Origin of the sequence: Amycolatopsis ruanii, from assembly GCF_003385175.1 — a bacterium.
GTDB lineage: Bacteria > Actinomycetota > Actinomycetes > Mycobacteriales > Pseudonocardiaceae > Amycolatopsis_E > Amycolatopsis_E thermalba.
This window is the reverse complement of record NZ_PQHY01000011.1, coordinates 59,360-84,992: the sequence shown is the minus strand read 5'-3', so window position 1 is coordinate 84,992 and position 25,633 is coordinate 59,360. Positions and strand designations below refer to the sequence as shown.

26 protein-coding genes are annotated in these 25,633 nt (G+C 70.4%); 13 read left to right on the top strand and 13 right to left on the bottom strand.

Annotated features, from left to right (window positions below):
* Positions 1-258: 258 nt before the first annotated feature.
* Positions 259-1,032, bottom strand: a complete 774-nt coding sequence (locus D0D28_RS08660) for an ABC transporter permease (RefSeq protein WP_116110285.1) — start codon at positions 1,030-1,032, stop codon at positions 259-261.
* A 16-nt stretch (positions 1,033-1,048) separates the two neighbouring features.
* Positions 1,049-1,981 carry an ABC transporter ATP-binding protein gene (locus tag D0D28_RS08655; RefSeq protein WP_116110284.1) on the bottom strand — a complete coding sequence of 311 codons (933 nt, stop codon included), beginning with the start codon at positions 1,979-1,981 and terminating at the stop codon, positions 1,049-1,051.
* A gap of 215 nt (positions 1,982-2,196) precedes the next feature.
* Between D0D28_RS08655 and D0D28_RS08650 the strand changes: the two genes are divergently transcribed.
* Positions 2,197-3,105, top strand: coding sequence for an SDR family oxidoreductase (locus D0D28_RS08650; RefSeq protein ID WP_094003230.1), 909 nt, complete (start codon positions 2,197-2,199; stop codon positions 3,103-3,105).
* 139 nt (positions 3,106-3,244) lie between these two features.
* Here the strand turns inward: D0D28_RS08650 and D0D28_RS08645 are convergent, their stop codons facing one another.
* Both D0D28_RS08645 and D0D28_RS08640 read right to left on the bottom strand, forming a co-directional pair.
* Positions 3,245-3,898, bottom strand: coding sequence for a response regulator (locus D0D28_RS08645; protein ID WP_116110283.1), 654 nt, complete (start codon positions 3,896-3,898; stop codon positions 3,245-3,247).
* Complete coding sequence (locus D0D28_RS08640; RefSeq protein WP_430732358.1) at positions 3,895-5,052, bottom strand: sensor histidine kinase; 1,158 nt, start codon at positions 5,050-5,052, stop codon at positions 3,895-3,897. The genes D0D28_RS08645 and D0D28_RS08640 overlap by 4 nt, the downstream gene beginning before the upstream one ends.
* Before the next feature lie 147 nt (positions 5,053-5,199).
* Between D0D28_RS08640 and D0D28_RS08635 the strand changes: the two genes are divergently transcribed.
* The 6 genes from D0D28_RS08635 (at position 5,200) to D0D28_RS08610 (ending at position 12,981) form a co-directional block, all read left to right on the top strand.
* Entirely contained in the window at positions 5,200-6,747 is a 1,548-nt protein-coding gene (locus D0D28_RS08635) for a dynamin family protein (RefSeq protein ID WP_116110281.1), read from the top strand.
* Positions 6,748-6,754: 7 nt separating this feature from the next.
* The gene (locus D0D28_RS08630; protein ID WP_116110280.1) at positions 6,755-7,231 is read left to right on the top strand and encodes a nucleotide exchange factor GrpE; all 477 of its coding nucleotides are present in this window, start codon (positions 6,755-6,757) and stop codon (positions 7,229-7,231) included.
* 9 nt (positions 7,232-7,240) lie between these two features.
* Entirely contained in the window at positions 7,241-9,076 is a 1,836-nt protein-coding gene (locus D0D28_RS08625; RefSeq protein WP_094003226.1) for a dynamin family protein, read from the top strand.
* A gap of 85 nt (positions 9,077-9,161) precedes the next feature.
* Entirely contained in the window at positions 9,162-9,854 is a 693-nt protein-coding gene (locus D0D28_RS08620; RefSeq protein ID WP_094003225.1) for a DUF6802 family protein, read from the top strand.
* A 359-nt stretch (positions 9,855-10,213) separates the two neighbouring features.
* Positions 10,214-12,040: a phosphoenolpyruvate carboxykinase (GTP) gene (locus D0D28_RS08615; protein ID WP_116110279.1), complete on the top strand. Its 1,827-nt coding sequence runs from the start codon at positions 10,214-10,216 to the stop codon at positions 12,038-12,040.
* Positions 12,041-12,117: 77 nt separating this feature from the next.
* Positions 12,118-12,981 (top strand): TIGR03621 family F420-dependent LLM class oxidoreductase, encoded by an 864-nt coding sequence (locus tag D0D28_RS08610; RefSeq protein ID WP_116110278.1) that lies wholly within the window; start codon positions 12,118-12,120, stop codon positions 12,979-12,981.
* A gap of 337 nt (positions 12,982-13,318) precedes the next feature.
* Here D0D28_RS08610 and D0D28_RS08600 read toward each other — a convergent pair whose 3' ends face one another.
* Positions 13,319-13,573 (bottom strand): helix-turn-helix domain-containing protein, encoded by a 255-nt coding sequence (locus D0D28_RS08600; protein ID WP_116110277.1) that lies wholly within the window; start codon positions 13,571-13,573, stop codon positions 13,319-13,321.
* 155 nt (positions 13,574-13,728) lie between these two features.
* On the opposite strand from D0D28_RS08600, the gene D0D28_RS36085 reads away from it, so the two are divergent.
* Complete coding sequence (locus D0D28_RS36085) at positions 13,729-13,875, top strand: hypothetical protein (protein ID WP_167481496.1); 147 nt, start codon at positions 13,729-13,731, stop codon at positions 13,873-13,875.
* Here the strand turns inward: D0D28_RS36085 and D0D28_RS08595 are convergent.
* Entirely contained in the window at positions 13,872-15,464 is a 1,593-nt protein-coding gene (locus D0D28_RS08595) for an alpha/beta hydrolase (RefSeq protein WP_116110276.1), read from the bottom strand. The two genes, D0D28_RS36085 and D0D28_RS08595, sit on opposite strands and share 4 nt — an antisense overlap.
* Before the next feature lie 191 nt (positions 15,465-15,655).
* Here D0D28_RS08595 and D0D28_RS08590 point away from each other — a divergent pair, with 191 nt between their 5' ends.
* From D0D28_RS08590 to D0D28_RS08580, 3 genes are read left to right on the top strand one after another with little or no spacing between them, the layout of a single operon-like run.
* Positions 15,656-15,931 carry a DUF3311 domain-containing protein gene (locus tag D0D28_RS08590; RefSeq protein WP_094003220.1) on the top strand — a complete coding sequence of 92 codons (276 nt, stop codon included), beginning with the start codon at positions 15,656-15,658 and terminating at the stop codon, positions 15,929-15,931.
* Positions 15,931-17,610 (top strand): monocarboxylate uptake permease MctP, encoded by a 1,680-nt coding sequence (mctP, locus tag D0D28_RS08585; RefSeq protein WP_094003219.1) that lies wholly within the window; start codon positions 15,931-15,933, stop codon positions 17,608-17,610. Before D0D28_RS08590 ends, mctP begins: the two co-directional genes overlap by 1 nt.
* 9 nt (positions 17,611-17,619) lie before the next feature.
* Complete coding sequence (locus D0D28_RS08580) at positions 17,620-18,189, top strand: peroxidase-related enzyme (RefSeq protein ID WP_094003218.1); 570 nt, start codon at positions 17,620-17,622, stop codon at positions 18,187-18,189.
* Here D0D28_RS08580 and D0D28_RS08575 read toward each other — a convergent pair.
* The 5 genes from D0D28_RS08575 to D0D28_RS08560 form a co-directional block, all read right to left on the bottom strand.
* The gene (locus D0D28_RS08575) at positions 18,177-18,485 is read right to left on the bottom strand and encodes a hypothetical protein (protein WP_116110275.1); all 309 of its coding nucleotides are present in this window, start codon (positions 18,483-18,485) and stop codon (positions 18,177-18,179) included. The two genes, D0D28_RS08580 and D0D28_RS08575, sit on opposite strands and share 13 nt — an antisense overlap.
* A 4-nt stretch (positions 18,486-18,489) precedes the next feature.
* Positions 18,490-19,419 (bottom strand): bifunctional helix-turn-helix transcriptional regulator/GNAT family N-acetyltransferase, encoded by a 930-nt coding sequence (locus D0D28_RS08570; protein WP_116110274.1) that lies wholly within the window; start codon positions 19,417-19,419, stop codon positions 18,490-18,492.
* Positions 19,420-19,707: 288 nt separating this feature from the next.
* Positions 19,708-19,857 carry a hypothetical protein gene (locus D0D28_RS36080; protein WP_017985832.1) on the bottom strand — a complete coding sequence of 50 codons (150 nt, stop codon included), beginning with the start codon at positions 19,855-19,857 and terminating at the stop codon, positions 19,708-19,710.
* A 99-nt stretch (positions 19,858-19,956) separates the two neighbouring features.
* On the bottom strand, positions 19,957-20,499 hold the full coding sequence (locus tag D0D28_RS08565; RefSeq protein ID WP_116110273.1) for a pyridoxamine 5'-phosphate oxidase family protein: 543 nt from the start codon (positions 20,497-20,499) through the stop codon (positions 19,957-19,959).
* Positions 20,496-21,869 carry an MFS transporter gene (locus D0D28_RS08560; RefSeq protein ID WP_240323134.1) on the bottom strand — a complete coding sequence of 458 codons (1,374 nt, stop codon included), beginning with the start codon at positions 21,867-21,869 and terminating at the stop codon, positions 20,496-20,498. Before D0D28_RS08560 ends, D0D28_RS08565 begins: the two co-directional genes overlap by 4 nt.
* A gap of 60 nt (positions 21,870-21,929) precedes the next feature.
* Here D0D28_RS08560 and D0D28_RS08555 point away from each other — a divergent pair, with 60 nt between their 5' ends.
* Positions 21,930-22,382, top strand: a complete 453-nt coding sequence (locus D0D28_RS08555; RefSeq protein WP_116110271.1) for a winged helix-turn-helix transcriptional regulator — start codon at positions 21,930-21,932, stop codon at positions 22,380-22,382.
* On the opposite strand, the gene D0D28_RS08550 is transcribed toward D0D28_RS08555, so the two are convergent.
* A complete protein-coding gene (locus D0D28_RS08550; protein ID WP_094003212.1) occupies positions 22,363-23,559 on the bottom strand; it encodes an ATP-binding protein in 1,197 nt (398 codons plus the stop codon). The genes D0D28_RS08555 and D0D28_RS08550 overlap by 20 nt on opposite strands.
* 180 nt (positions 23,560-23,739) lie before the next feature.
* Here D0D28_RS08550 and D0D28_RS08545 point away from each other — a divergent pair, with 180 nt between their 5' ends.
* Positions 23,740-24,297 carry a DoxX family protein gene (locus tag D0D28_RS08545; RefSeq protein ID WP_233157019.1) on the top strand — a complete coding sequence of 186 codons (558 nt, stop codon included), beginning with the start codon at positions 23,740-23,742 and terminating at the stop codon, positions 24,295-24,297.
* Positions 24,298-24,336: 39 nt separating this feature from the next.
* Here the strand turns inward: D0D28_RS08545 and D0D28_RS08540 are convergent, their stop codons facing one another.
* Positions 24,337-25,608 carry an acetyl-CoA C-acetyltransferase gene (locus D0D28_RS08540; protein ID WP_094003210.1) on the bottom strand — a complete coding sequence of 424 codons (1,272 nt, stop codon included), beginning with the start codon at positions 25,606-25,608 and terminating at the stop codon, positions 24,337-24,339.
* Positions 25,609-25,633: the final 25 nt, after the last annotated feature.

Here is a 25,633-nt window from a genome sequence, read left to right as displayed (position 1 = left end):
TGGAGTCGCCTGACGTGGTAATTCCAGAGTGCCTGGTCAGAGGCAGTGCGTCCGCTTCCTGTGACCCTGACCACAGGCCCTTTACGCGCAATTAACCCAGCGGTCGTAACGGCCTCATCCGATTAATCGATTCGACCTTTCCCGCGGTCGCCGCGTGCGGTAACGGCGAAGGCCCGGGCCACCCCCCGAATTCGGTGGCCCGGGCCGTTCCTTCCCCGTGCTCCGGTCCCCACCGGAGCTTCCCTGTGGTGGTCTTCGTCAGGCGTCGCGTCGCCGCGCGGTGCCGATCCCGATGGCGAGCAGCGCCACGGCGACCGCCGCGAAGTAGGCCAGCGACCCGCCCTGCGACAGCACGGCGGTGGACATCGGCGCGCCCGCATCGGTGTTGCGGCCCACGTTCGACAAGCCGTCGCCGGTGAGGAACTTGTTCGCCACGTTGAACGGCAGCCACTGGTAGATGTCGTCGCCGACGCCCGGGATCATCCGGATCAGGTCCTCGACGGCGAGCGCGTAGATCAGCAGCAGCGCGATCGCGCCGGCGCTGTGGCGGAGCAGGATGCCCACGGCCACCGCGATCACCGCGGCGAACGCGTAGACCACGCCGACCCCGGCCACGTTGATCCAGTCCGCGCCGGTGTCCAGCGCGAGCGGGGCGTTCGGCTTGAGCAGCAGCGCCAGCGCCCACGAGCCGAACGCGCTCAGCTCACCGATGACCAGGGCGACCAGCGCGACCACGGTCGCCTTCGCGGTCAGCGCGGCGGCGCGGTTGGGCACCGCCTGGAAGGTCGTGCGGATCGTGCCGAACCGGTACTCGGTGGTGACCGCGAGCGCGGCCAGCACCATGATCACGGCCATGCCGAAGCTGTAGCCGAACTGGGTCGAGGCGACGGTGGCGGTGAACTCGCCGCCGTCGTCGGCGTTGCCGACGATCAGGGCGGAGAACCCGATCGTGGTGGCCAGCGCCACCAGCGCGCACCACCACGGCGATCGGGTGGTGAACAGTTTCATCCGTTCCACGGCAAGCAAAGTCATGATGTTCGCGTCTCCCCTAGTTCGCCGGCTCGAGAGCGTGCCGGTGCTCGGTCGCCAGACCGGTGTGGTACTCCACGGAATCGCCCGTGATCTGCATGAACGCCTGCTCCAGCGAACCCGTCTGCGGGCTCAGCTCGTGCAGCACGATGCCGTTGCCCGCGGCCAGCTCGCCGATCTTCTCGCTGTCCAAACCGGACACCAGGATGCCGGTGTCGGTGTCGGTGGCGCTGTCGGCCGGCAGCAGCGAGCGCAGCTGGTCCAGCTGCGGGCTGCGCACCTTGACCGTGTTCTCGCTGGCCCGCGCGACGAATTCCGTCGTGGTGCTCTGCGAGATCAGCCTGCCCTTGCCGATGACCACGAGGTTGGAGGCGGTCAGCGCCATCTCCGACAGCAGGTGGCTGGAGACGAAGACGGTGCGGCCCTCGTCGGCCAGGCGGTGCATGAACTTGCGGATCCAGAGGATGCCCTCCGGGTCGAGGCCGTTGACCGGCTCGTCGAACAGCAGCACCTCCGGGTCGCCGAGCAGGGCCGCGGCGATCCCCAGCCGCTGCGACATGCCCAGCGAGAAGCCACCCGCGCGCTTGCCGGCCACGCTGGTCAGGCCGACGATTTCGAGCACCTCGTCCACGCGGCGCATCGGCAGGTGGTTGGACTTCGCCATCCAGGCCAGGTGCGCGCGGGCCGAGCGGTTCGGGTGCACCCACTTGGCGTCGAGCAGCGCGCCGACCGTCCGAAGTGGATTCTTCAGTTCCGTGTAACGTTTTCCGCCGATGGTCACCTGGCCGCTGGTCGGATTGTCCAGGCCCAGGATCATCCGCATGGTGGTCGATTTCCCGGCACCGTTGGGACCGAGGAAACCGGTCACCTCGCCGGGGGCGACGTCGAATGACAGATCGTTGACGGCGAGTGTTTTGCCGTAGCGTTTCGTGAGGCCGCGTGCCTCGATCATGGTTGCTCCCCTGCTGGTCAAAGCCTGTGTTCCCCGTGCGGTTCTCATGCTGACCGATCGGGGTACGCGTGCGCGTCATCCTGTGGTTGCAACTTCCCACCCGACTGCGGTAGTAGCCTCCCGTGATTTCCGGGCGCGCGCGATCGGTGATGACCCTGAATCGCCCCTGAGCTTCGGCACCCGGTTTTGTCGGGGTCGGGCGTTATGGTCCCGGTATGACGGCGAAGACGGTGCTCGTGACGGGGGCGACCCGCGGATGTGGTCGCGCGATCGCGGTGGAGCTGGGGCGCGGCGGCGCGACGGTGTACGTCACGGGACGTACGACGCGCGAGTCGGCGTCGCCGATGAAGCGGTCGGAGACGATCGAGGAGACGGCCGAACTGGTCGACGCGGCGGGCGGCCGGGGCGTGCCGGTGCGGTGCGACTTCACGTCGGTCGCGGACGTGGACGCGCTGCGGTCCCGGGTCGAGGCGGAGGCGGGCGGGCTGGACGTGCTGGTCGACGACGTGTGGGGCGGTGACCCGTTCGTCGACTTCGAGCGGCCGTACTGGGAGTCCAGCCTGGACGACGCGCTGACCCTGGTGCACAACGCGCTGGACACGCACCTGATCGCGCTGCACCGGCTGCTGCCGCTGGTCGTGCGGCGCCCCGGCGGGATCGTGATCGAGGTGACCGACGGCGACGACGACGAGTACGTGGGCGCGGGCATCCCGTACTACCTGGCGAAGTGCGGGGTGCGGGCGCTCGGCCGGGCGCTGGGCGCGGAGCTGGCCGGGAAGGGCTGCGTCGGCCTGTCGGTCACGCCCGGTTTCCTGCGCTCGGAGGCGATGCTGGACCTCTTCGGCGTCACGGAGTCCAACTGGCGCGACGCGGTGGCCGGTGCGGGCGGCCCGGACTTCGCGGTCTCGGAGACGCCGTACTACCTGGCCCGCGGCGTGGCCGCCCTGGTGGCCGACCCGGAGGTGGCGCGCTTCGCGGGGAAGACGCTCGCCTCGTGGACGCTCATGCACGAATACGGCGTGACCGACACGGACGGCACCCGCCCCGACTGGGGCCGCTGGTACGCCGAGGTGCACAAGGCGGGCAAGACCCCGGCGGAGGTGGACCCGGCGCCCTACCGCTGACGCGCTCGCCAAGCCCCCCGGCGGCCGCCCAGGGCCGATCGGTGGCCGGCGCAGGTGGGGGAAGCTGCCGAGGCCAAGCAGCTCACCGGCGCGCCGTGAGCAGGCAGTTCCCGCCCGCGATCGCTGCTCCGGCTCCGCCTCAGGTCTGGCCCGGCCGGATCAGGCCCGTCTCGTACGCCAGCACCACCGCCTGCACCCGGTCCCGCAGCCCGAGCTTCGCCAGGATCCGGCCCACGTGCGTCTTCACCGTCGCCTCCGAGAGGAACAGCTTGTCCGCGATCTCCACATTGGACAGGCCCTTCGCGATGAGCACCAGCACCTCGCGCTCCCGCTCGGTCAGCACGTTCAGCTCGGCCTCGTCGCGCGGGGGGCCGCCGCCGCTCATGAACCGGTCCAGCAGCCGCCGCGTCACCGACGGCGACACCACCGCGTCCCCGGACGCCACCGACCGCAACGCCGACACCAGGTGATCCGGCGGCGTGTCCTTCAGCAGGAACCCGCTCGCCCCGTTCTGCAGCGCCGCGTACACGTACTCGTCCAGGTCGAACGTCGTCATCACCAGCACCCGCGACGTGCCGGCCTCGACGATCCGCTTCGTCGCCTCGACGCCGTCCATCACCGGCATCCGCACGTCCATCAGCACCACGTCGGGCCGCAGCGAACCGGCCAGCGACACCGCGTCCGACCCGTTCCCGGCCTCGCCGACCAGGTCGATGTCCTCCTGCGCGCCCAGCACCATGCGGAACCCGACCCGCATCAGCTCCTGGTCGTCGACGACCACCACGCGGATCACGGGTCGAGCCTCACCGGGAAGCTCGCGTGCACCCGCCAGCGGCCCCCGGGCCGCGGCCCCACCCGCAGGATCCCGCCGAACAGGTGCGCCCGCTCGCGCATCCCGATCACCCCGTTGCCTCCCGGCAGGTCCGGCTCGGGCACCAGCGCCCGTGCCTTGCCCGCCCCGTCGTCCACGATCTCCACGTCCACCAGGTTCTCAGTCCGCCGCACCCGCACCTGCGCCCGCGCCCCCGGCCCGGCGTGCTTGAGCGTGTTCGTCAGCGACTCCTGCACGATCCGGTACACCCCGAGCGACACCCCGGCCGGCAGTTCGGCCAGCTCGCCGTCGATCGACAGCTCCACCGGCACCCCCACGGCCCGCACCCGCTCCGCCAGGTCCGCCAGCGACTCCGCCGTCGGCTGCGGGATCCGCGGCTCCCCGTCCACCTCTTCGTTGCGCAGCACCTGCAGCAGCCGCCGCAGCTCGGTCAGCGCCTGCCGGCCCGTCTCGGAAATCGTGCGGACCGCCCGCTCCGCCTGCTCCGGGTTCGACCGCAGCGCGTACGACGCCCCGTCGGCCTGCACCACGATCACGCTCACCGCGTGCGCCACCACGTCGTGCAGTTCCCGTGCGATCCGCCCGCGCTCCTCGGCCACCGCGATCCGCCCGGCCTGGTCGCGCTCGGTTTCCAGCAGGTGCAGCCGCGCCTCCATCTCCGCCTGGTAGGCCCGCCGCGCCCCGACGAACTCGCCGAGCACCCAGCACAGCGCGAAGACCAGGCTGATGAACACCAGCGGCGGCCAGCCGCCCGGTGACCAGCCCGCCCACACCTGCAGCAGGCTGACCACGGCCTGCGCGACCAGGTACACCGCGGCCTGCCGCCGCCCGACGTAGACGACCATCGTGTACAGCGCGACACAGCTCGCCGTCGCGCTGCCGAACCCCAGTAGCAGCGCGCTGTGCGGCACCGTCATCACCAGGATCACGTAGGCCATGACCTGCGGGTACTTGCGCCGGAACGCCACCGGGGCCACCATCGCGACGTCCAGCGGGAGCGCGACGTACCACGCCGGCCCCGTGTACCGGTTCGCCTGCGCGACCAGTGTCAGCAGGTCCATGAGCAGCAGCAACAGCGCGAGCAGGACGTCCCCGACCATCGGGTGCGCCCTCATCCACAAGCTCAGTCGCCGCACACCGTTCACCCTAGGTCGGCGCCGGTCCACTCCGCGTCATCCCGGGGTATCACCGGACGTGGGACTTCGGACCGAGGTCATGGCAGGATTCGAGGGCACAACCGCAGGGCACCGGGAGGGGGCGACGTGACGGCGACGACGGATCAGGGCCGCCTGGCCGGTCCGCTGTCGGTGTCGGTGGCCAACCTCTGCCGCCGCCTGCAGCCGCAGGTCTCCGCCCGCACCGCCGCCGGGTTCGCCGAGGTGCTGCGCCGCCTGGGCGCGCCGCTGCAGGTCGCGGTCGCCGGGCGCATCAAATCCGGCAAGTCGACGCTGGTCAACGCGCTGATCGGGCGGCGGGTCGCGCCGACCGACGTGGGCGAGTGCACCCGCCTGGTGACCCGCTTCCAGTACGGCACGGTGGACCGCATCGAGGTCGTGTTCGCGGGCGGCCACAAGCAGGTGCTGCCGTTCGCGCCGGACGGGTCGATCCCGGCCGAGCTGGGCGTGGACATCAGCAAGGTCTCGCACATCGAGGCGTACCTGACCAGCGCGGTCCTGCAGGACATGACCGTGATCGACACCCCGGGCCTCGGTTCGCTGGACGCCGCGTCGGTCTCCCGCACCGAGCAGCTACTCGGCGCCGCCCAGGCCGTGGAGTCCGCGGACGGCGGCGACGAGCTGGACGAGACCTCACGCAACGCGGTCGCCGGCGCCGAGGCCGTCCTCTACGTCGTGACCCAGGGCGTGCGCGCCGACGACCAGCAGGCGCTCGCCGCGTTCACCGCCGCCACCGCCAGCCGCGAGGCGGGCCCGGTCAACGCGATCGCGGTGCTGAACAAGGCCGACACCATCCCGCCGGAGTCCGTCGAGGGGTCCGGCGGTGACGTGTGGCGGGCCGCGTCGATCCTCGCCGAGAAGCAGGGCCTGCTGCTCAAGCCGCGGGTCGCCGACGTGCTGCCGGTGATCGGGCTGATCGCCGAGTCCGCCGAGTCGGGCAACTTCACCTCCGCCGACGCCGACGCGCTGCGCCTGCTGGCCGCGCTGGACGACGCGACGCGGGAGACCATGCTGATGGCGGCCGACATCTTCACCAGCTGGGACTGCGAGGTCCCGGCCGGCACCCGGTTGCGGCTGCTGGAGAAGCTCGACCTGTACGGCATCCGCCGCGCCATCGACGCGATCCGCGCCGACGAGACGATCACCGCGGGCGCGCTGCGCAGGCTGCTGCTCGCCGCCTCCGGGCTGGACGCCGTCCGCGCCCGCCTGAACACGGTCTTCGCCGCCCGCGCCGACGGGATCAAGGCCGCGGCCGCGCTCGCGTCGGTCACCGCGCTGGCCCACGCCTCCGGCGATCCGGCCGAGCGGCAACGCGTGCACGACGCCATCGAGGTGCTGCTCGCCAAACCCGAGGCGCACCAGCTGCGGCTGCTGGAGGCGCTCACCCTGGTCGTGGCCGGCGCCGTCGACATGCCCGAGGACCTGGCCGAGGAGGTCCTGCGGGTGGGCAGCAACGCCGACATCGACGAGCAGCTGGGCCTGCCCGGCGCGTCCCGGCCGGAACTGGCCGCGCACGCGCTGGAACGCGCCGGCTGGTGGCGGTCGTTCGCGTCCTTCGGCGCGACGCCGGCGCAGAGCCGCGTCGCGCACGTCGTGCACCGGGCGTACTTCCTCATCTGGCAGCAGCTGAGATGACCGAGGGGTGACGAGCGTGGTTTCCTGGTTCCGGCGCCGGTCCGCGGACGACTCCCCGACCGGGCAGATCCCCGGCGCGCAACTGGCGAAAATCATCGACGAGGTCGAGGGAACCACAGCGGCGCAACCCCCGTCCAACACCGATGTGAACCGTGTATCCGATCTGGCCGCCGCCGGCCCGGAAGCGCTGGAACAGGCGCGGGCCGACCGGCAGGAGCTGATCCAGCTCTGCCTCTACGCCCTGGACCGGGCGCGCAGCGGAGGCGTGGTCGAGCGCCTCGAACAAGGGCTGGCCCGCGTCGGGGTGGAGGCGGTGCGGCCGGACGGGCAGCGGTTCGACCCGTCCGTGCACGAGGCCGGTGGCGCGATCAAGACCGACGACCCGGCGCTGGACGGCGTGGCCGCCGGGACCGAGGTGGTCGGGTTCACCGACGGCGGCCGCCTGCTGCGCGCGCCCGTCGTGACGGTCTACACGAAGCGCTAAGGTCCGCTCGTGACCGCTCCGCCGCTTTCGTCCCTGCCCACCCAGGTCAAGCAGGCCCGCGAAACGCTGCTGGCCCTGTTGCGCGAGAGCGATCCGAAAGCCGCGGGGTGGGTCGAGGAGGTCCGCCGTTCGCGGCCGAAGAAGCCGCAGGTCGTGGTGGTCGGCGAGACCAACCGCGGCAAGAGTTCCCTGGTCAACGCCCTGCTGGCGACCCCGGGCCTGTCCCCGGTGGACGCCGACGTCGCCACCGCCGGCTACCTCGTCTTCGACCACGCCCCGGAGTGGGGCGCGCAGGCCTGCTACCCCGGTCAGCTCGCGCCGGTTGCCGTGCCGCTGCCCGAGCTGGTCCGCTGGGTGTCGGCCACGCACGAGCTGCCCGACGGCCAGCTGCCGCCGCGGTACGTCGAGGTCACCGGCCCGGTCCCGATCCTGGAGCGGCTCTCGCTGGTCGATACCCCGGGCGTGGGCGGGCTCGACTCGATGCACGGTGAGCTGGCCGCCGAGGCCGCGGCCAACGCGACCGCGCTGTTGTTCGTCGTCGACGCCTCGGCCCCGTTCACCGCCGGTGAGCTGGAGTTCCTGCGCCGCGTCGGCGGCCGCGTGGAGACCGTCGTGTTCGCACTGTCCAAAACGGACGCCTTCCGCGGCTGGCGGGAGGTGCTGGAGGCCGACCGGCGGCTGCTGGCCGAGCACGCGCCCCGATTCGCCGACGCGGTGTTCCACCCGGTGTCGGCGCGGATGTTCGAGATGGCCGCGAAGGCGCCCAACGAGCAGGCCGCGGTGATGCTGCGCGAGCGGTCCGGCGTGATCGAACTGCAGGCCGCGCTGCAGGAACTCGTCGTCGGCCGGTCCGCGATGCTCGGCGAGGCCAACACGCTGCGGGCCCTGTCCAGCGCGCTCGGCGAGGTGCACGCCGGTCTGCTGGCCGAGCAGCGGGCCCTGTCCTCCGGCGAGGCCGAGGCCGAGCGGCTGCGCGAGCGCCGTGACGAGCTGGCGGCCGAGCGCAAGACGTCCACCCGCGGCTGGCAGCTCAAGCTGCGCGGCGAGATCCAGCGCGCCCGGGTCGACCTCGGCCACGAGACCAGCAGGCAGGTCCGCGACGCCCAGTCCTACTTCCGCGCCCAGATCGACAACGCCAAGCGCGACCAGCTGGCCCAGCTGCCGCAGCAGGTGGACGCGGCGCTGCAGATGATCTCCCAGCGCGTGTCGGCGACCATGGCGCAGCGGCTGAACCGGGTCACCGAGATCGCGCTCGCCGAGCTGTTCGCGCCCGAGGAGCTGGACGTGATCCGCGCCCAGTTCCTCCGCGCGGGCGGGCCGCAGGTGGTGCTGCGGCCGCCGGACCGCAAACCGTCCACACCCGAGGACAAGCTGCTGATCTTCATGGGCATCTCCGGCGGGGTCGGCGCCGGCAAGATCGCCGCGCTGCCGCTGGCCGGGGTCGCCCTGCTCAACCCGGTGGTGCTGCCCGCGACGATCGTCGTCGGCCTGGGCGCCGGCTGGTGGATGGCCCGCACCCGGCGGCACGCCGCGGACAAGCAGCACCTCAAGCAGTGGCTGGTCGAGTCGATCGCGGAGGCGCGCTCGATCCTCGACCAGCTGGTCGCCGAGCAGCTGATCGAGGCCGAGCAGCAGTTGTCGCTGGCGCTGGACGAGGCCCTGTCCCGCCGGATCGACGCGATCGAGGCCGAGCTCAAGCAGGTCGACAAGTCGATCAAGATGGGCGCGCAGGAGCGGGCGAAGAAGCTGGCCGCGGTGAGCCGGAGGCTCAAGGAGGTCGGCGACGGCCGGGATCGCGCCGAGACCCTGCTCGGGCGCATCCGGACGCTGCGTGAGCAGGGCTGACGTGCTCGGTTGTGCCGGGGAACCGAACGGGAATAACGTGAGTCCAACTGTGTGACCGTAGTGGTACGAGACTTGGGAGTTCGGCGTGTGGATCGATGAGACCGGCGGGGTTGAGCCCACCGACGCCACGACCTCCGACGGTGACCTGGAGATCACGGTCGACGGGCAGACCTACACGGCCGAAGAGAACATGGACCTCAACCACGACGGGGTCAACGAGACGGTCCGCCTCGACAACGCCGACGGCACGATCACCGCGTACGTCGACACCGACGACGACGGGCACGCCGACCAGTACGTGCACACCGACACCGAGGGCAACGTCGTGGACCTGGCCCGCTACGACGAGACCACCGGCGACTGGGTGGCCGACCACGACTCCGAGGCGGGCGAGCCGGACGCCACCGAGACCGGCCGCGCCGGCGAGATCACCGCGGACATGTCCGACGGCACGGTCGAGGTCGGCCCGGCGACGGTGGACAGCGACAACGACGGCACCGCCGACAGCGCGGTCGTGACCGACGACCAGGGCAACACCCGGGTCTTCACCGACGTCGACGGCGACGGCCGGGCCGACGTGCAGACGATCATCACGCCCGACGGCGAGACGACCACCTACCAGCACACCGGCCCCGGCGAGTGGACCGAGACCACGAGCGGGTTCACCGCCGAGGTGCCGCCGGACAGCGACCAGCTCTGGGGCGGCGGCGGCGCCCAGGCGGTCGAGGGGGTCGCCAAGATCGACTCCGGCACCGGTCAGTGGATCTCCCAGAACTGAACCTTCCGGAAGCGGGCGGAAACGGGCCCCGGTCGTCCCCGCGGACGGCCGGGGCCCGACCGCGTTTTCGGGCAAATCACCCCGCCGCGGATATCAGCAAGATCACGCGCGAGCCGAAGAACTTTCGACGCTACGCCGGTTCAGCGATATCTGAATCGATTCCCTGATCGTTCTTGTGAGAGAACCGACAGGTCAGGCCTCGGTTACCTGCCGTCCATCCGGCTACCCTCGGGGAATCCCAGTATTTCCAGCACACCGGTAGGGCAGCCGGTGTGCGAAGCCATTCGGTCGCCGGCGACGGAGCGCTTCCCGGACCAGATTCCGGGCGGGCGTTCCTGCCGTCGAAGTCAGGAGAAGGAATGACTGCAGTAGCCATCCCGGGACTGGACAAGGCGCCGACGTCGCACAGCGGTGTGCTTGCGTGGGTACGGGAGGTCGCCGAGCTGACCACCCCTGACCGAGTGGTGTGGTGCGACGGCTCCGACGAGGAGGCCGAGCGCATCAACAACGAGCTGGTCGAGGCCGGCACGTTCGTCCCGTTGACGGCGAAGCCGAACTCCTTCTGGGCCGCTTCGGACCCCAGCGACGTCGCGCGGGTCGAGGAGCGGACCTTCATCTGCTCCGAAAAGGAAGAAGACGCCGGGCCGACCAACAACTGGATGCACCCGGACGAGATGCGGGCCACCATGACCGAGCTCTACCGGGGCTGCATGCGTGGTCGGACGATGTACGTCATCCCGTTCTGCATGGGCCCGCTCGGCGACGAGAACCCCAAGCTGGGCATCGAGGTCACCGACTTCGCCTACGTCGTGGCGTCGATGCGGGTGATGACCCGCATGGGCACCAAGGCGCTGGAGAAGTTCGTCAAGGAGGACGGCACCGAGCGCGAGTTCGTGCCCGCCCTGCACTCGGTCGGCAAGCCGCTGGAGCCGGGCGAGAAGGACGTGCCGTGGCCGTGCAACGACACGAAGTACATCTCGCACTTCCCGGAGAGCCGGACGATCTGGAGCTACGGCTCGGGCTACGGCGGCAACTCGCTGCTGGGCAAGAAGTGCTACTCGCTGCGGATCGCCTCCGTCATGGCCCGTGACGAAGGCTGGCTCGCCGAGCACATGCTGATCCTCAAGCTGATCTCGCCGGAGAACAAGGCCTACTACGTGGCGGCCGCGTTCCCGAGCGCGTGCGGCAAGACCAACCTCGCGATGCTGCAGCCGACCATCCCGGGCTGGCGCGCCGAGACCATCGGTGACGACATCGCGTGGATGCGGTTCGGCGAGGACGGCCGCCTGTACGCGATCAACCCCGAGTTCGGCCTGTTCGGCGTCGCGCCGGGCACCGGTGAGAAGACCAACCCGGTGGCGATGAAGACCATCGAGGCCGGCAACACCGTCTTCACCAACGTCGCGCTGACCGACGACGGCGACGTGTGGTGGGAGGGCATGACCAAGGAGCCGCCGGCGCACCTGACCGACTGGAAGGGTCGCGACTGGACGCCCGAGTCGGACGAGCCGGCCGCGCACCCGAACTCGCGGTTCTGCACCCCGATCGCGCAGGTCCCGACGCTGGCGCCGGAGTGGGACGACCCGAAGGGCGTGCCGATCTCGGCGATCCTGTTCGGCGGCCGCCGCGCCACCACGGTCCCGCTGGTGACCGAGGCCCGCGACTGGCAGCACGGCGTGTTCATGGGCGCCACCATGTCGTCGGAGAAGACCGCCGCCGCGGCCGGCAAGGTCGGCGAGGTGCGTCGCGACCCGATGGCGATGCTGCCGTTCCTCGGCTACCACGCCGGTGCGTACTTCCAGCACTGGCTGGACACCGGCAAGAACGCCGACGCCGGCAAGCTGCCGAAGATCTTCTACGTGAACTGGTTCCGCCGCGGCGACGACAAGCGGTTCCTGTGGCCGGGCTTCGGCGAGAACTCGCGGGTGCTCAAGTGGATCGTCGAGCGCCTCGAGGGTCGCGCCGGTGCGGTGGAGACCCCGGTCGGCCTGGTGCCGCGCGCCGAGGACCTCGACCTCGAAGGCATCGCCGAGCCGCTCGAGGACGTCCAGGAGTCGCTCGCGGTCAAGCCCGAGGAGTGGCGCCAGGAGATCCCGCTGATCGAGGAGTGGTTCGCCAAGATCGGCGACCGGGTGCCCTCCAGCCTGCACGACGAGCTGGCGGCGCTGAAGCAGCGCCTGGGCTGAGTTTTCCCCGTGGAACGGCCATTCCCGGCTTCGGCCGGGGGTGGCCGTTCCGTCGTTTCCGGCCCTATGGTCGGACCATGCTGGGGATGCGATTCGGCGTGAACATGATGGAGCCCGGGACGCGGGCGGAGTTCGTGGACAAGGTCCGGCGGGCCGAGGATCTCGGGTTCGACGTCGTGACCGTGGCCGACCACCTCGGGATGCCCGCGCCGTTCCCGGCGCTGGCGCTCGCGGCGGAGACGACTTCCCGGGTGCGGCTGGGCACCTTCGTGCTCAACGCGCCCTTCTACCACCCCGCCGTGCTGGCGCGGGACGTCGCGACCACCGACCAGTTCTGCGACGGGCGGCTGGAACTCGGCCTCGGCGCGGGGTACGTGCGCGAGGAGTTCGAAGCGGCCGGACTGCCGTGGCCGGGGCGCCGGATCGACCACGTCGAGCGGACGGTCGTGGAGCTGCGCAGGCTGTTCGCGGACCCGGACTACCAGCCGCGGCCGGCGCAGGACGGCGGGCCGCCGCTGCTGCTGGGCGGCTGGGGCGACCGGATGCTGACGATGGCCGCCGAGCACGCCGACACGATCGCGCTGACCGGGGCGCCCACGGCGAAGGAGGGCGGGCTGGTCGGGCTCGCCGACGCGGACGCGTTCGCGGAGCGGGTGGCGTTCGTGCGCTCCCGGCTCGGCACGCGCGAGGCGGAGATCAACGTGCTGGTGCAGCTGGTCGTGGTGACCGACGACCGGCGCGCGGCGCTGGCGGACCTGCAGCGGTTCGCGCCGGACATGAGCGTCGAGGCGATCGGTGAGCTGCCGACGCTGCTGGTGGGCTCGGTGCCGGAGATCGTCGCCCAGCTCTCGGACATGCGGGAGAAGCTGGGGATCACCTACGTGTCGGTGCTGGAGCGGAGCATGGCTGACTTCGCTCAGGTGCTGGAGCACCTGTCCTAACCGCGAGTCCCACGTTCAGCCGCGCGAGTCCCACACTCCGGCGGGCGAGTCCCACGCTCCGGCGGGCGAGTTCCACGTTCGGGTGGGCGGGTTCCGCGCTCCGGCGGGCGAGTTCCACGCTCGGGTGGGTGAGTTCCGCGCTCCGGCGGGCGAGTTCCACGCTCCGGCGGGCGAGTTCCACGCTCCGGCGGGCGAGTTCCACGCTCCGGCGGGCGAGTTCCACGTTCGGGTGGGCGAGTCCCACACTCTGGCGGGCGAGTTCCACGCTCCGGCGAGCGAGTTCCACGCTCCGGCGGGCGAGTTCTGCGTTCTGGCGGGCTGCGTCGTGCGTGCTCGGCTACCCCGTCGGTACGCCGCTGATCGCGTCGCGGAGGGCGTCCAGTGGGAGTCCGACCGCGTCCGCGAGGGCGACCACCGTGAAGAACGCCGGCGTGGGAATCCGCCCGGTCTCGATCTTCCGCAGCGTCTCCACCGAGACGCCCGCCTCCAGAGCCACCTCGGCCATGCTGCGCGGACCCCGCGCGGCTCGCAGTGCGGCACCGAGACGCTCGCCGCGTTCGCGTTCGGCTTCGGTCAGCGGGACTCGCACCATGGCCACAGTCTATCCGCCCAGTTGTCCCCAGCCTGTGGACAACTCTGTGCACAGGCTGGGGACTACCAGAAGAACGGAGGCAAGAAAACCGCCGGACCGGCAACTCATCCGCTGTGTCGCACGTCTCAGTGGTACCTGGCCGAGAGGAGGTCGTCATGTTGCTGGCAGGCGGGCTGATGTTCCTGTTGACCCTGGTCTACCTGGTCCTGTGCACCTGCACGGGCCGGTTCCGGGAACTGACCCGAGAACCGGAGAACCCCGCCGGGAACGAGCCCGGCGGGGTCCTCGAGACCAAGAACTAGGCGGTCGGGTCGGGCAGCGGCATACCAGGCAGCGTCTGGTCCCGCGGCACCACCCCGTCCACGAGGAAATCTTCCACAACCTTGTCCACCGCCGCGTTGCCGCCAGCGTAGATCCCGTGGTCACCCTCGTCGGTCACGGTGATCATCCGCGACCCCTGGAACGCGCGGTGCGCCCGCTCGGCGCCCTCGATCGGCGTCGCCGGGTCGTGCGTCGCCTGCACCATCAGCACCGGCGGGACACCCCGGCCGTCCAGGACCGGCAGCGGCTCCGGCTTGTTGTTCCAGAAGATGCACGGCTGGATCAGCCAGCCCCAGCCCAGCAGCGGGTACTTCGGCCCCAGCTGCGCGGACTGCCGCACCGCCGTGTTGCGGTTGCCGAACCACGGCCCCTCGTTGCAGGGGATCGTCCAGAAGCTCGCGTCGTAGGCGTCGTCGTAGTCGCTCGGCACCATCAGCGGCTGCGGGCCGACCGCGTCGGTGACGGTCTTCACCTGGTCCAGCAGCGCCGTCTGCTGCTGCGCCGACGCCGTGCCCTGAGTCAGGTTCCGCACGTTGACCAGGTAGTCGGCCAGCTCGGGGAAGAACCGCTTGTTGTACAGCTCGGAGACGATGAACGAGTCCAGCGCGTTGGCCGACAGCTTCGTGCGGTCGACCTCCACCGGGTTCTGCGTCAGGGCGTAGCGCACCTGCTCGTACGTCTGCCGCGCCATCTCGGCGGTGGTGCCGAAGTGGTAGAGGCTGTCGTACTTCGCCATCCACGGCAGGAAGTCCTCGCGCCAGCGCCGCTCGAAGCCCAGCGGCTGCCAGTCGAACGACTTCTGCCAGGTGGTGGTGAACTCGGTGTTCGAGTCCAGCACGAACTTGCCGGTCCGGTTCGGGAAGGCCTGCGCGTAGTGCGCGCCCATCCAGGTGCCCGCCGAGTACCCGACCCAGTTGATCTTCTGCCGCTTCAGCAGCACGCGCAGCAGGTCGAGGTCGTTGATCGTCTGCCGGGTGTTGATGAACGGCCCGAGGTCGCCGGACTTCACCTGGCACGAGTCGGCCGCGTACTCGGTGGCGTCCAGGATCAGCTTCAGGTTCTCCCGGCTGCGGTCCCGCGGGTCGAGGTCGGCGCCGGTGCCGATCGCGCCGCCGCAGGTGATGTTCGTGCTCTTGCCGGTGCCGCGCGCATCGAACCCGATGATCTCCTGGTGCTCACGCACCTGGGTCTGGTTGCGCAGCCGCGCCGGGAACATCCGGCCCGGTGCGCCCGGCCCGCCCGGGTTGACGAACGTGCTCTCCGTCGCCTCGCCGGTCGCCTTGAGCCGGCTGACCGCGATCGTCACGTCGATGCCCTGGTTCGGCGACGACCAGTCGCGCGGTGCGGAGTAGGTCGCGCACTCGATGCCCTCGGCGCCGGCCGGCGGGGTCTGCCCCGACAGCTCGTCCGTGGTGCAGGTGTGCCAGTCCAGCGCCTGCTGTGCGTAGCGATCCGGGATGCCGGTCGAGTTCAGCGCGGGTCCGGCCGGTGCCGCGATCGCTGGTGTGCCCGCCGCCAGCAGGGTGCCGGCCAGAGCCGGGATCACCACCGCCCAGCGCGTCCGTGTCATGCTCGCCCCTTCGTCACTGCCCGCTACCGCGCGCGTACGCCGCGGCGGCCTCATTCATATCGGCCGCACCGGAGCCGGGCAACCTGCCTTCGTCGGGTGTTGCCCTGATCAAATCGATATCCGGGGAGCGTGACGACGGGTGGTTCAGCACTTAAGGTCAAGCCCGCCCTGTCCCGTCCAAGTGAGGTCACATGTCTGGCAAAGCCGCCGGGAAGGTCACCGGGCTCCAGATCAGCCCGTGGAACCTGCTCCTGCTGTTACCACTGCTGATGCTCGTCACGCCGTGGTTCAACTTCGACAAGCCGCGGGTCCTGGGACTGCCGTTCTTCTACTGGTACCAGTTCCTCTTCGTGCTCGTCGGGGTCGTCTCCGTGGCGATCGTCTACGTGATGACCAAGGGGAAGCCGGTGGTGAAGGGCAAGCCGGACCGGCTCGCCGTGGAAGAGCTGGACGAGGGTGAGAAGTGATGGCACTGGCACAGGCACCCGGCAGCGGCCTGCAGTGGGTGGAGCTGAGCGTTTTCGTCCTGCTGTTCCTGGTGGTCAGCGTGATGGGTTTCGTCGCGTCCCGGTGGCGCGCGGCGGCCTCGCTGGACCACCTCGACGAGTGGGGGCTGGGCGGCCGCAAGTTCGGCTCGTGGATCACCTGGTTCCTCGTCGGCGGTGACCTCTACACCGCCTACACCTTCGTGGCCGTGCCCGCGCTCGTGTTCGGCGCCGGCGCGCTGGGTTTCTACGCCCTGCCCTACACCGTGATCCTGTACCCGATCGTCTTCCTGCCCGCGCTGCGGATGTGGTCGGTGTCCCGCTCGCGTGGTTACGTGACACCGGCCGACTTCGTGCGCGGCCGCTACGGTTCGCCGACGCTGGCGCTGCTGATCGCGATCACCGGCATCGTCGCGACCATGCCCTACATCGCGCTGCAGCTGGTCGGCCTGGAAGCGGTGCTGCGGACGATGGGTCTCAACGGCGCCGGCATCGCCGGTCACCTGCCGCTGCTGATCGCGTTCCTCGTGCTGGCGCTCTACACCTACCAGTCGGGCCTGCGCGCGCCGGCGCTGATCGCGTTCGTCAAGGACGGCCTGATCTACGTCGTCATCCTGGTCGCGGTGTTCTACCTGCCTGCCAAGCTCGGCGGCTGGTCGCACATCTTCGACGTGAGCCAGCAGAAGCTGCAGACGCCGGATCCGAAGACGGGCAACCCGTCCGGTTCGATCCTGCTGACCGCGAACAACCAGCTGCAGTACGTCACCCTGGCGCTCGGTTCGGCGCTGGCGCTGTTCCTGTACCCGCACTCGCTCACCGGTGTGCTCGCCTCGCGCGGCCGCAGCGTGATCAAGCGGAACATGATCGCGCTGCCGGCGTACTCGCTGCTGCTGGGCCTGCTCGCGCTGCTCGGCTACGTCGCGCTGACCGCGGGCGTCAAGCCGATCACCAACGCCGCCACCGGCAACCCCGACTCCAACACCGTGGTGCCGGTGCTGTTCGACACGCAGTTCCCGTCGTGGTTCGCGGGTGTGGCGTTCGCCGCGATCGGCATCGGCGCGCTGGTGCCCGCCGCGATCATGTCGATCGCCGCGGCGAACCTGTGGACCCGCAACATCTACAAGGAGTACCTGAAGCGGGACGCCACCCCGGCGCAGGAGGCCAAGCAGGCCAAGCTCGCGTCGCTGGTCGTGAAGTTCGGCGCGGTCGCGTTCATCCTGTTCATCGACCCGCAGTTCTCGATCGACCTGCAGCTCATCGGTGGCGTGCTGATCCTGCAGACGCTGCCCGCGGTGGCGATCGCGCTCTACACGCGGTGGCTGCACCGGTGGGGCCTGATCGCCGGCTGGATCGTCGGCATGGTGTGGGGCATCATCATGCTCTACGGCATCCCGAACCCGAAGACGGGCAAGGCGCACTTCGGCGGTTCCGCGCTCGCGCTGGACAAGCTGTCGATCTTCGGCTGGCACCCGTTCTCGGGCTCGATGATCCAGATCTACCCCGGGTTCGTGGCGCTGATCGCGAACCTGGTGGTGGCGGTGATCGTCACGGTGATTGCCCGGAGCCTGAAGGTGTTCAACGGCACGGACGACACCGAGGGCACCGACTACCACGCCGACGAGCACGACAAGGACCTGCGCCCCATCGGCGCGGCCCACTAGGAGGATGACGTGGACAGCCGGTTCGGTGTCACGGAGCTGGAAGACCTGCCCGAGGACCTGCGGGAGCGCATCGGCGTGATCGCGGAGAAGTCGGGCTTCGTGCCGAATGTCTTCCGGGCGCTGGGGCACCGGCCGGCTGAGCTGCGCGCCTTCCTCGACTACCACGACGCGCTCATGGAACGCACCGACGGCCTGACCAAGGCCGAGCGGGAGCTGGTCGTGGTGGCGACGTCGGGGGCGAACCACTGCACCTACTGCGTGGTCGCCCACGGCGCGATCCTGCGGATCCGTGCAAAGGATCCGCAGCTGGCCGACCGGGTCGCCACGAACCCGTGGCAGGTCGAACTGGACGAGCGGGGCCGCGCGATCGTCGATCTGGCGCTCGCGCTGGCTCGCAAGCCCGAAATGTTCGGCGAAGCCGACCTCGAAGCCGCGCGCAAGGCGGGGCTGACCGAGGACGAGATCTGGGACGTCGGCGCGATCACCGCGTTGTTCGCGATGTCCAACCGGCTGGCGCACCTGACCGCGCTGCGGCCCAACCCGGAGTTCTACACGATGGGCCGCGATCAGAAGCGGTAGAGCGCTTCGTGCAGGTCGCGCTGGATCTCGTACTTGCGGAGCAGGCGGCCGAGCAGCCGGGCCCACCACTTCGCCGGGTGTCGGTAGGCGCGCACCCACAGCGGCGGGATGCGGTCCGGGATGCGCGGATCGGCCTTCGGGCGGAACTTGTCGCCGGTGAGGACGACGGTCGGGTGCCCGCGCGGGCAGGCGGTGGTCACCGAGATGACGCCGGGCATCAGGTTGTGCACCCACTCCACCTCGTCGATCCCCATCAGGGTCCGGGTGTCGCAGGTTTCGCAGTAGACGACGAACATCGGGTCACAGCTCCCGCCGCCACGTTTCGCCGACGAGGTCGTGTCCGAAGCTGTGGTGGGGTTGCGAGTCGACGAGTTCGAACCCCGCCCGCCGGTAGATGTGCCGCGCGGCGACCAGGACGCTGTTGGTCCACAGTTCCATCGCGGTGTAGCCGTGCGCCCGCGCGAAGGCCAGGCACTCGTCCACCAGGCGCTTGCCGACGCCGTGGCCGCGGGCGTGCGGTTCGACGAGCAGCAGGCGCAGTTTCGCGGTCTTGTCGTCCGAGCCGCGCACGCAGAACACGCAGCCGGCGCGTTCCCCGCCCAGCTCGGCGATCCACCCGGCCTCGCGGGCCGGGTCGTGGTGGTCGACGTAGTCGGCGATGATCCGCGCGACGAGGGCTTCGTAGGTGGCGTCCCAGCCGTACTCCTGGGCGTAGATCGCGCCGTTGCGCTGCACGACCCAGCCGAAGTCGCCGGGCCGGGGCGGGCGCAGCACGAGCGCCGGGGCGGGCTGGCGGTCGCCGACGAGGTGGCTGATCGTGCGCATGGACGTGACCAGGCGGTGCTGGTCGTCGTCGGTGAGGCGGCCCAGCAGCTCGCCGATCTGCGCGGTGGTGCGGTCCTCGAGGACCTGCTGCTCGGCGCGGCCGGCGTCGGTGAGCCGGACGAGCTGGCGGCGCCCGTCGGTCTCGTGGCGTTCCCGGACCAGCAGGCCGCGGCTTTCCAGACGGGCGAGCAGGCGGCTGGCGTACCCGGGGTCCAGATCGAGGCGGCGACGCAGCTCGGCGACCTCGGTGACGCCCTCCTGGGCCAGCTCGTAGAGCACCCGGGCCTCGCCGAGGCTGTAGTCGCTGCCGACGAGCCCTTCTTCGAGGACCCCGATGAGACCGGTGTAGAGCCGGTTGAAGGCGCGGACCTGCGTGACGCGGTCCCGGAGTGCCTGGTCGCTCATTGACCACCTCAACAAACTCGTTGACTGAGTCAAACACTACTCCCGCCGGGATCGGGCGCAAGTGGTTTTTCGAGGTGGTTTTCAGCCAGAACGGCCACTGTGTCGCGACCGTCAGGCAGGGCGGTGCCCGTGACATCTGCGGGGATGTTCGCCCGTGGGGACCCGGGAAATTGGAAACCCCGTGATGCTGCCAGGTCGGGGGTCCGCCAGCATCACGGGGTCATCTGGGGTATCGCCACTTCCCCTGGTGGCGTTACAACCTGATCTAGTTGTGGTCTAGCTCACGCTTCAGCGCAAGTTGGACTGACGCGCCTGGGCGATGGCGATCAGCTCCTGGCGGACCGTCACGGAGCCGGCGGTGTCGATCGCGCGGCTCAGCGCCCGGCGGGTGCGCGCCTCGGCGCGGCGGGCTCGGAGCTTGGCGGCGATGTTGCTCATCGGTGTTCGCATCCCTCGTGCATCTCGGTGGCTGTGCTTCCAGTATGCACCTTTTTTCACAAGGTTGCCAACGATTGTCCGGTGACCTAGGGCACTTGCCTACGAATCATCGGCCGCAGCCCAATCTTGCGGAAGATCGCCCTTTCTAGCTTGGTCACTAGAAAGCGGTAGAGACTCCCAGATGCGGCTGCGGAGGTCGGCGCCGCGGATCACCTGGATCCGCCACGGCTCCAGGCGCAGGACGTGCAGCTTCGGATCCGACGGCGACCGCCAGAACGCGCCCAGGTCGTACCCGGCGCCGCGCGGGCTCGTGTTGCGGTAGAGCCGCCACACGTGCGACTTCACGTCCAGGTCGTCGACCCATTCGGCCACCGCCTCGACGGCCACCGAGTTGTTCCCCGGCTTCCAGTAGGAGAACGAGGTGTGCGGGTTGCGGGCCAGGTGGGCGGCCTTGACCGGGGTCCGGTAGGTGGCCAGCCACCCGCGCGGCTGCCCGTCCACGTTCTCCCAGACCGGGATGAGGATCCGCGTGCGCGGCCGGTTCCGCGAGTCGACGGTGACCATGGTGGCGTACCCGATCGAGCCGACGTAGGCGTTGAACTCGGCTTCGAGTTCGGCGAAGGAGCGCACGGTCCGGCTCATCGCGCCACCCGCAATCCGAACGCGCTGATCACGGCGGCCACCGCGGCGGCCGCGATCGGCACCACCAGCGCCGTCCGGTAGCCGTCCACGCCCACGGACGCCCCGGTGAGCACCGCCGTGCAGGCGGCGAGCCCGAGCGCCGCGCCGAACTGGAACGACGTGTACAGCAACCCGCCGGCCAGCCCCTGCTCGCGCTCGGCGACCCCGTCGGTGGCGACGATCGTCAGCGGACCGTAGGCCAGCGCGAACGCCACCCCGAGCACGATCATCGTCGGGAACATCGCGAGGTAGACGGTGTCCGTGCCGATCGGCAGGAACAACGCGTAGGACACCACGGCGAGCACCAGGCCGGCCACGATGACCTTCGCGTTGCCGAACCGCTCGACCAGCCGTGGGGTCAGGGTCGGGGCGAGGACGGCGTCCGCGCCGATCGCCAGCATCGCCAGGCTGGTCTGCAGCGAACTCCACCCGCGCAGTTCCTGCAGGTACAGCACGGCGATGAACTGGAACCCGAAGAAGGCCGCGGCGAACAGCAGACCGGCCAGGTTGGCGCGCACCAGCGCCCCGGACCGGAGCAGGCCGAGCCGCACCAGCGGGGCGGCGGACCGGCGCTCGACCAGGACGAAGACGGCGGCGAACGCGAGCCCGGCGGCGACCGTCGCGGTGGTCCAGCCCGCGGACACGTGCGTGGAGCGCTCGACGCCGAGCACCAGCAGCACGATGGCGGCCGTGATGGTCACCGCGCCGAGCACGTCGACCCGCCGGTCTGCGGTGCGCTCGCGGGGCGTGGCGGGGATGAACGCGACGCCGAGCACCAGGATGATCAGCGCCAGTACGGCGGGCGCGAACAGCACCAGCCGCCAGTCCACGGCGCTGAGCAGCCCGCCGAGCACCAGCCCGAGCGAGAAGCCGCCCGCGGCCGTGCCGGAGTAGACCAGCAACGCCCGGTTGCGCTGCGGGCCCTCCTCGAAGCTGGTGGTGATGATCGACAGGCCGGCCGGGGTCATCACCGCGGCGGCGACACCCGCGACGAACCGCGCGACGATGAGCAGCCAGCCCTCGCCGGCGAGCCCGCCGACGGCGGAGACGACCAGGAACACGGCGAGCCAGACCAGGAACATGCGGCGCCTGCCGAACAGGTCGGCGGCCCGGCCACCGGCCAGCATGAACCCGCCGTAGCCGAGCACGTAGGCGCTGACCACCCACTGCAGCTCACCGGTGGACAGGCCGAGGTCGGCGCGGATGGCGGGCAGCGCGACGTTCAGCATCGCGACGTCGATGCCCTCCAGGAAGATCGCGCCGCAGAGGACGAACAGCATCCCCCAGGTTCGGGGCGTGAAGCGCGGTCGCGCTTCGACGGTGGTGGACACGAGATCCGCTCCCAAGGTTTCGATTGGTAACAGACGAATCTTGTGTGACCATTGACGACTGTGGAAGACGGCACTTCAAAGGCACTCGGTTACTGCACGGGAACCGAAGACGACGAGGTCAGGCAGTGGGACACCCGCGCGGACTGCGACGTCCGGCACATCCTCGACCGGGTGGCGGACAAGTGGTCCCTGCTCGTGATCGCGTTGCTCGACCGGCGCACGATGCGGTTCTCCGAGCTGCGGCGGGCGATCGACGGGGTCAGCCAGCGGATGCTCACCGTGACGCTGCGGCACCTGGAGCGGGACGGGATCATCAGCCGGACGGTCTACCCGGTGGTGCCACCGCGGGTGGACTACGAGCTGACCCCGCTGGGCATGTCGCTGCACCGGGTGATCAAGTCGCTGGTGACCTGGACCGAAGAGCACCAGCAGGAGATCGCCGCGGCGCACGCGGCCTACGACGAGCGGGTCGCCGCGGAGGAACCGGAGCTGGTCAGTCCACGGCTCGGCTGAGCAGGTAGTGCCCGAAGTGCGGCACGGTGAAGGCGATGTGCCCGCGCTCCGCGGAGTACACCAGCCCCTTCTTCATCAGCGAGTCCCGCGCCGGGGACAGTGACGAGGGCTTGCGGCCCAGGTAGACCGCCACGTCCGAGGTGCCCGCGCTCTCGTCGCGGCCCTGGGTCAGCTCCGCCATCGCGCGCAGGTACTCGCGCTCGGCCGGCGTGGCGCGTTCGTAGCGGGACCCGAAGAAGCCGACCGCGAGTTCCTGCTCGGCTTCGGGGGCGGCGACCTGCACGTCCTGCACGGTGATCGGGTCGTCCGGTGCCGCGTCCCAGGCGGCCTTCGCGTAGGCCTGGATGAAGTACGGGTAGCCGCCGGAGGCGTCGAACAACGCGTCCAGCGCCTCGGGTTCGATGCCGGCGTCCTCGCGTTCGATCGGCGCCAGGACCGCGCGGTCGGCCTCCGCGCGGTTGAGCCGGTCGATGCGCACGTACCGGAACAGCCGCTCGGAGTAGGACTTCGAGGCCGACAGCACCGCGGGCACGTGCGGCAGCCCGGCGCCGACCACCACCAGCGGCGCGCCGGACTGGGACAGCTCGTGGCACGCCGCGCACAGCGCCGACACGTCGTCGGGCTGCAGGTCCTGGATCTCGTCGATCAGCAGGGCCACGCCGGTGCCGACGTCCGCGGCCAGTTCGGCCACGTCGGTGAACAACTCGACCAGGTCGATCTCGATGTCCCCGGAGTCGGCCCGGCCCTGCGCGGCCGGCACGTCGATGCCCGGCTGCCACCGGTCCCGCAGCTTCGCGTCCGCCTTGTTGGAGCGCAGCGCAAACGCTTTCAGCACGCCGAGGACCTCTTCCACCCGGTCCGGCGCCCGGTGCCGCACCGCGAGGTCCCGGATCGCGCGGTGCAGGGCCGCCGACAGCGGCCGTCGCAGCTCCGCGTCCGGGCGCGCCTCGATCTTGCCCGCGCCCCACCGGTGTTTCACGGCCATCGACCGCAACTCGCCAAGCAGCACGGTCTTGCCGACGCCGCGCAGGCCGGTCAGCACGAGGCTGCGTTCCGGGCGGCCGCGGGCGACCCGCTGCAACACCACCTCGAACGCGGTCAGCTCGCGTTCACGGCCGGCCAGCTCCGGCGGCCGTTGCCCGGCGCCCGGTGCGAAGGGGTTGCGGATCGGGTCCACTCTGCCAACGTATCGGCGTGTCTAGGGCGACCCCGATATTTGCGGAGATTCCGGTATCGGCGTGTCGCTATCTCTTTCTAGCTTACTCTAGTGTGAGAGCTAGAAAAGCTTAGGGATGAACAGACGCGGGAATGGGTAGATCCTCGACGTGACATGTCGCATCCGAGGAAGGCGAGGATCGTGATCTTGCGTCGACTGGCCCGCCCCATGCTGGCGAGCATCTTCATCTACGGCGGTATCAACGCCCTGAGGCAGCCCGAGGGGCACGCCGAGGCGGTCAAGCCCGTGCTCGACAAGGTCGGCGAGCAGCGGGACAAGCTGCCCGAGGCCGTTCCCACCGACCCGGTGAGCCTGGTCAAGATCGACGCCGGGGTGAAGATCGCGGCCGGGACCCTGTTCGCGCTCGGCAAGTTCCCGCGGCTGTCCGCGCTGGCGCTGCTGGGCAGCCTGGTGCCGACGACCGTCGCCGGGCACCCGTTCTGGGAGGCCAAGGACCCGCAGGAGAAGCAGCAGCAGCTGATCCAGCTGCTCAAGAACGCCGGCCTGGCCGGCGGGCTGCTGATCGCGGCCGCCGACACCGAGGGCAAGCCGTCGCTGGGCTGGCGCGCCCGCCGCGCCGCCGACAAGGCGAGCAAGCGTGCCCACAAGGCCACGGAGAAGGCGAGCAAGAAGGCGCACAAGGCGACGAAGCAGATCCAGTCGACGGCCGCCTCCGCCCGCGACGTCCTGCCGGTGTGACGACGAAGGGCCACCCTCGCCGAGGGTGGCCCTTCGCGGTCACTTCTCCAGGATCGCCGTGATGCCCTGGCCGCCTGCCGCGCAGATCGAGATCAGGCCCCGGCCCGAGCCCTTCTCGTGCAGCAGCTTCGCCAGCGTCGCCACGATGCGGCCGCCCGTCGCGGCGAACGGGTGTCCCGCGGCCAGCGACGAGCCGTTCACGTTCAGCTTCGACCGGTCGATCGGCCCCAGCGGCTGGTCCAGCCCCAGCTTCTCCTTGGCGAAGGCCGGGCTCTCCCACGCCTTCAACGTCGCGAGCACCTGGGAGGCGAACGCCTCGTGGATCTCGTAGAAGTCGAAGTCCTGCAGCGTCAGCCCGGCCTTCGCCAGCATCCGCGGCACCGCGTACGCCGGGGCCATCAGCAGGCCCTCGCCGCCGTGCACGTAGTCCACCGCCGCGGTCTCCGAGAACGTCAGGTACGCCAGGACCGGCAGCTTCCGCTCGGCGGCCCACTCCTCGGTGGCCAGCAGGACCGTCGACGCGCCGTCGGTCAGCGGGGTCGAGTTGCCCGCGGTCATCGTGCCGTCGGGGCCGCCGAACACCGGCTTGAGCTTGGCCAGCTTCTCCGCGGTCGAGTCCGGCCGCAGGTTCTGGTCGCGGGACAGGCCGAGGTACGGCGTCACCAGGTCGTCGAAGAACCCGCGCTCGTAGGCGGCGGCGAGGCGCTGGTGGCTGGTCGCGGCCAGGACGTCCTGCTCCTCGCGCGAGATCTCCCACTCCTTGGCCGTCAGCGACGCGTGCTCGCCCATCGACAGCCCGGTGCGCGGCTCGGCGTTGCGCGGGATCTCCGGCACGATCTGACCCGGACGAAGCTTGGTCAGCAGCTTGAGCCGCTGGCCGACCGTCTTCGCGGAGTTGAGCTGCACCAGGATGCGGCGCAGGTCGTCGTTCACCGCGAGCGGGGCGTCCGAGGTGGTGTCCACGCCACCGGCGATCGCCGAGTCGATCTGCCCGAGCGCGATCTTGTTGGCGACGTTGACGATCGCCTGCAGACCGGTGCCGCACGCCATCTGGACGTCCGCGGCCGGCGTCTCCGGCGACAGCTTGCTGCCCAGCACGCTCTCCCGGGCCAGGTTGAAGTCCCGCGCGTGCTTGAGCACGGCACCCGCGGCGACCTCGCCGATGCGCTCGCCCTGCAGCGCGAAGCGGCTCACCAGGCCGTCCAGGGCGGCGGTGAGCATGTCCTGGTTGGACGCGTTGGCGTAGCGGCCGTTCGACCGCGCGAACGGGATGCGGTTGCCGCCGACGATGGCGACGCGACGAACGTCCATCAATTCCTCCCACTGCGGTGGTGAG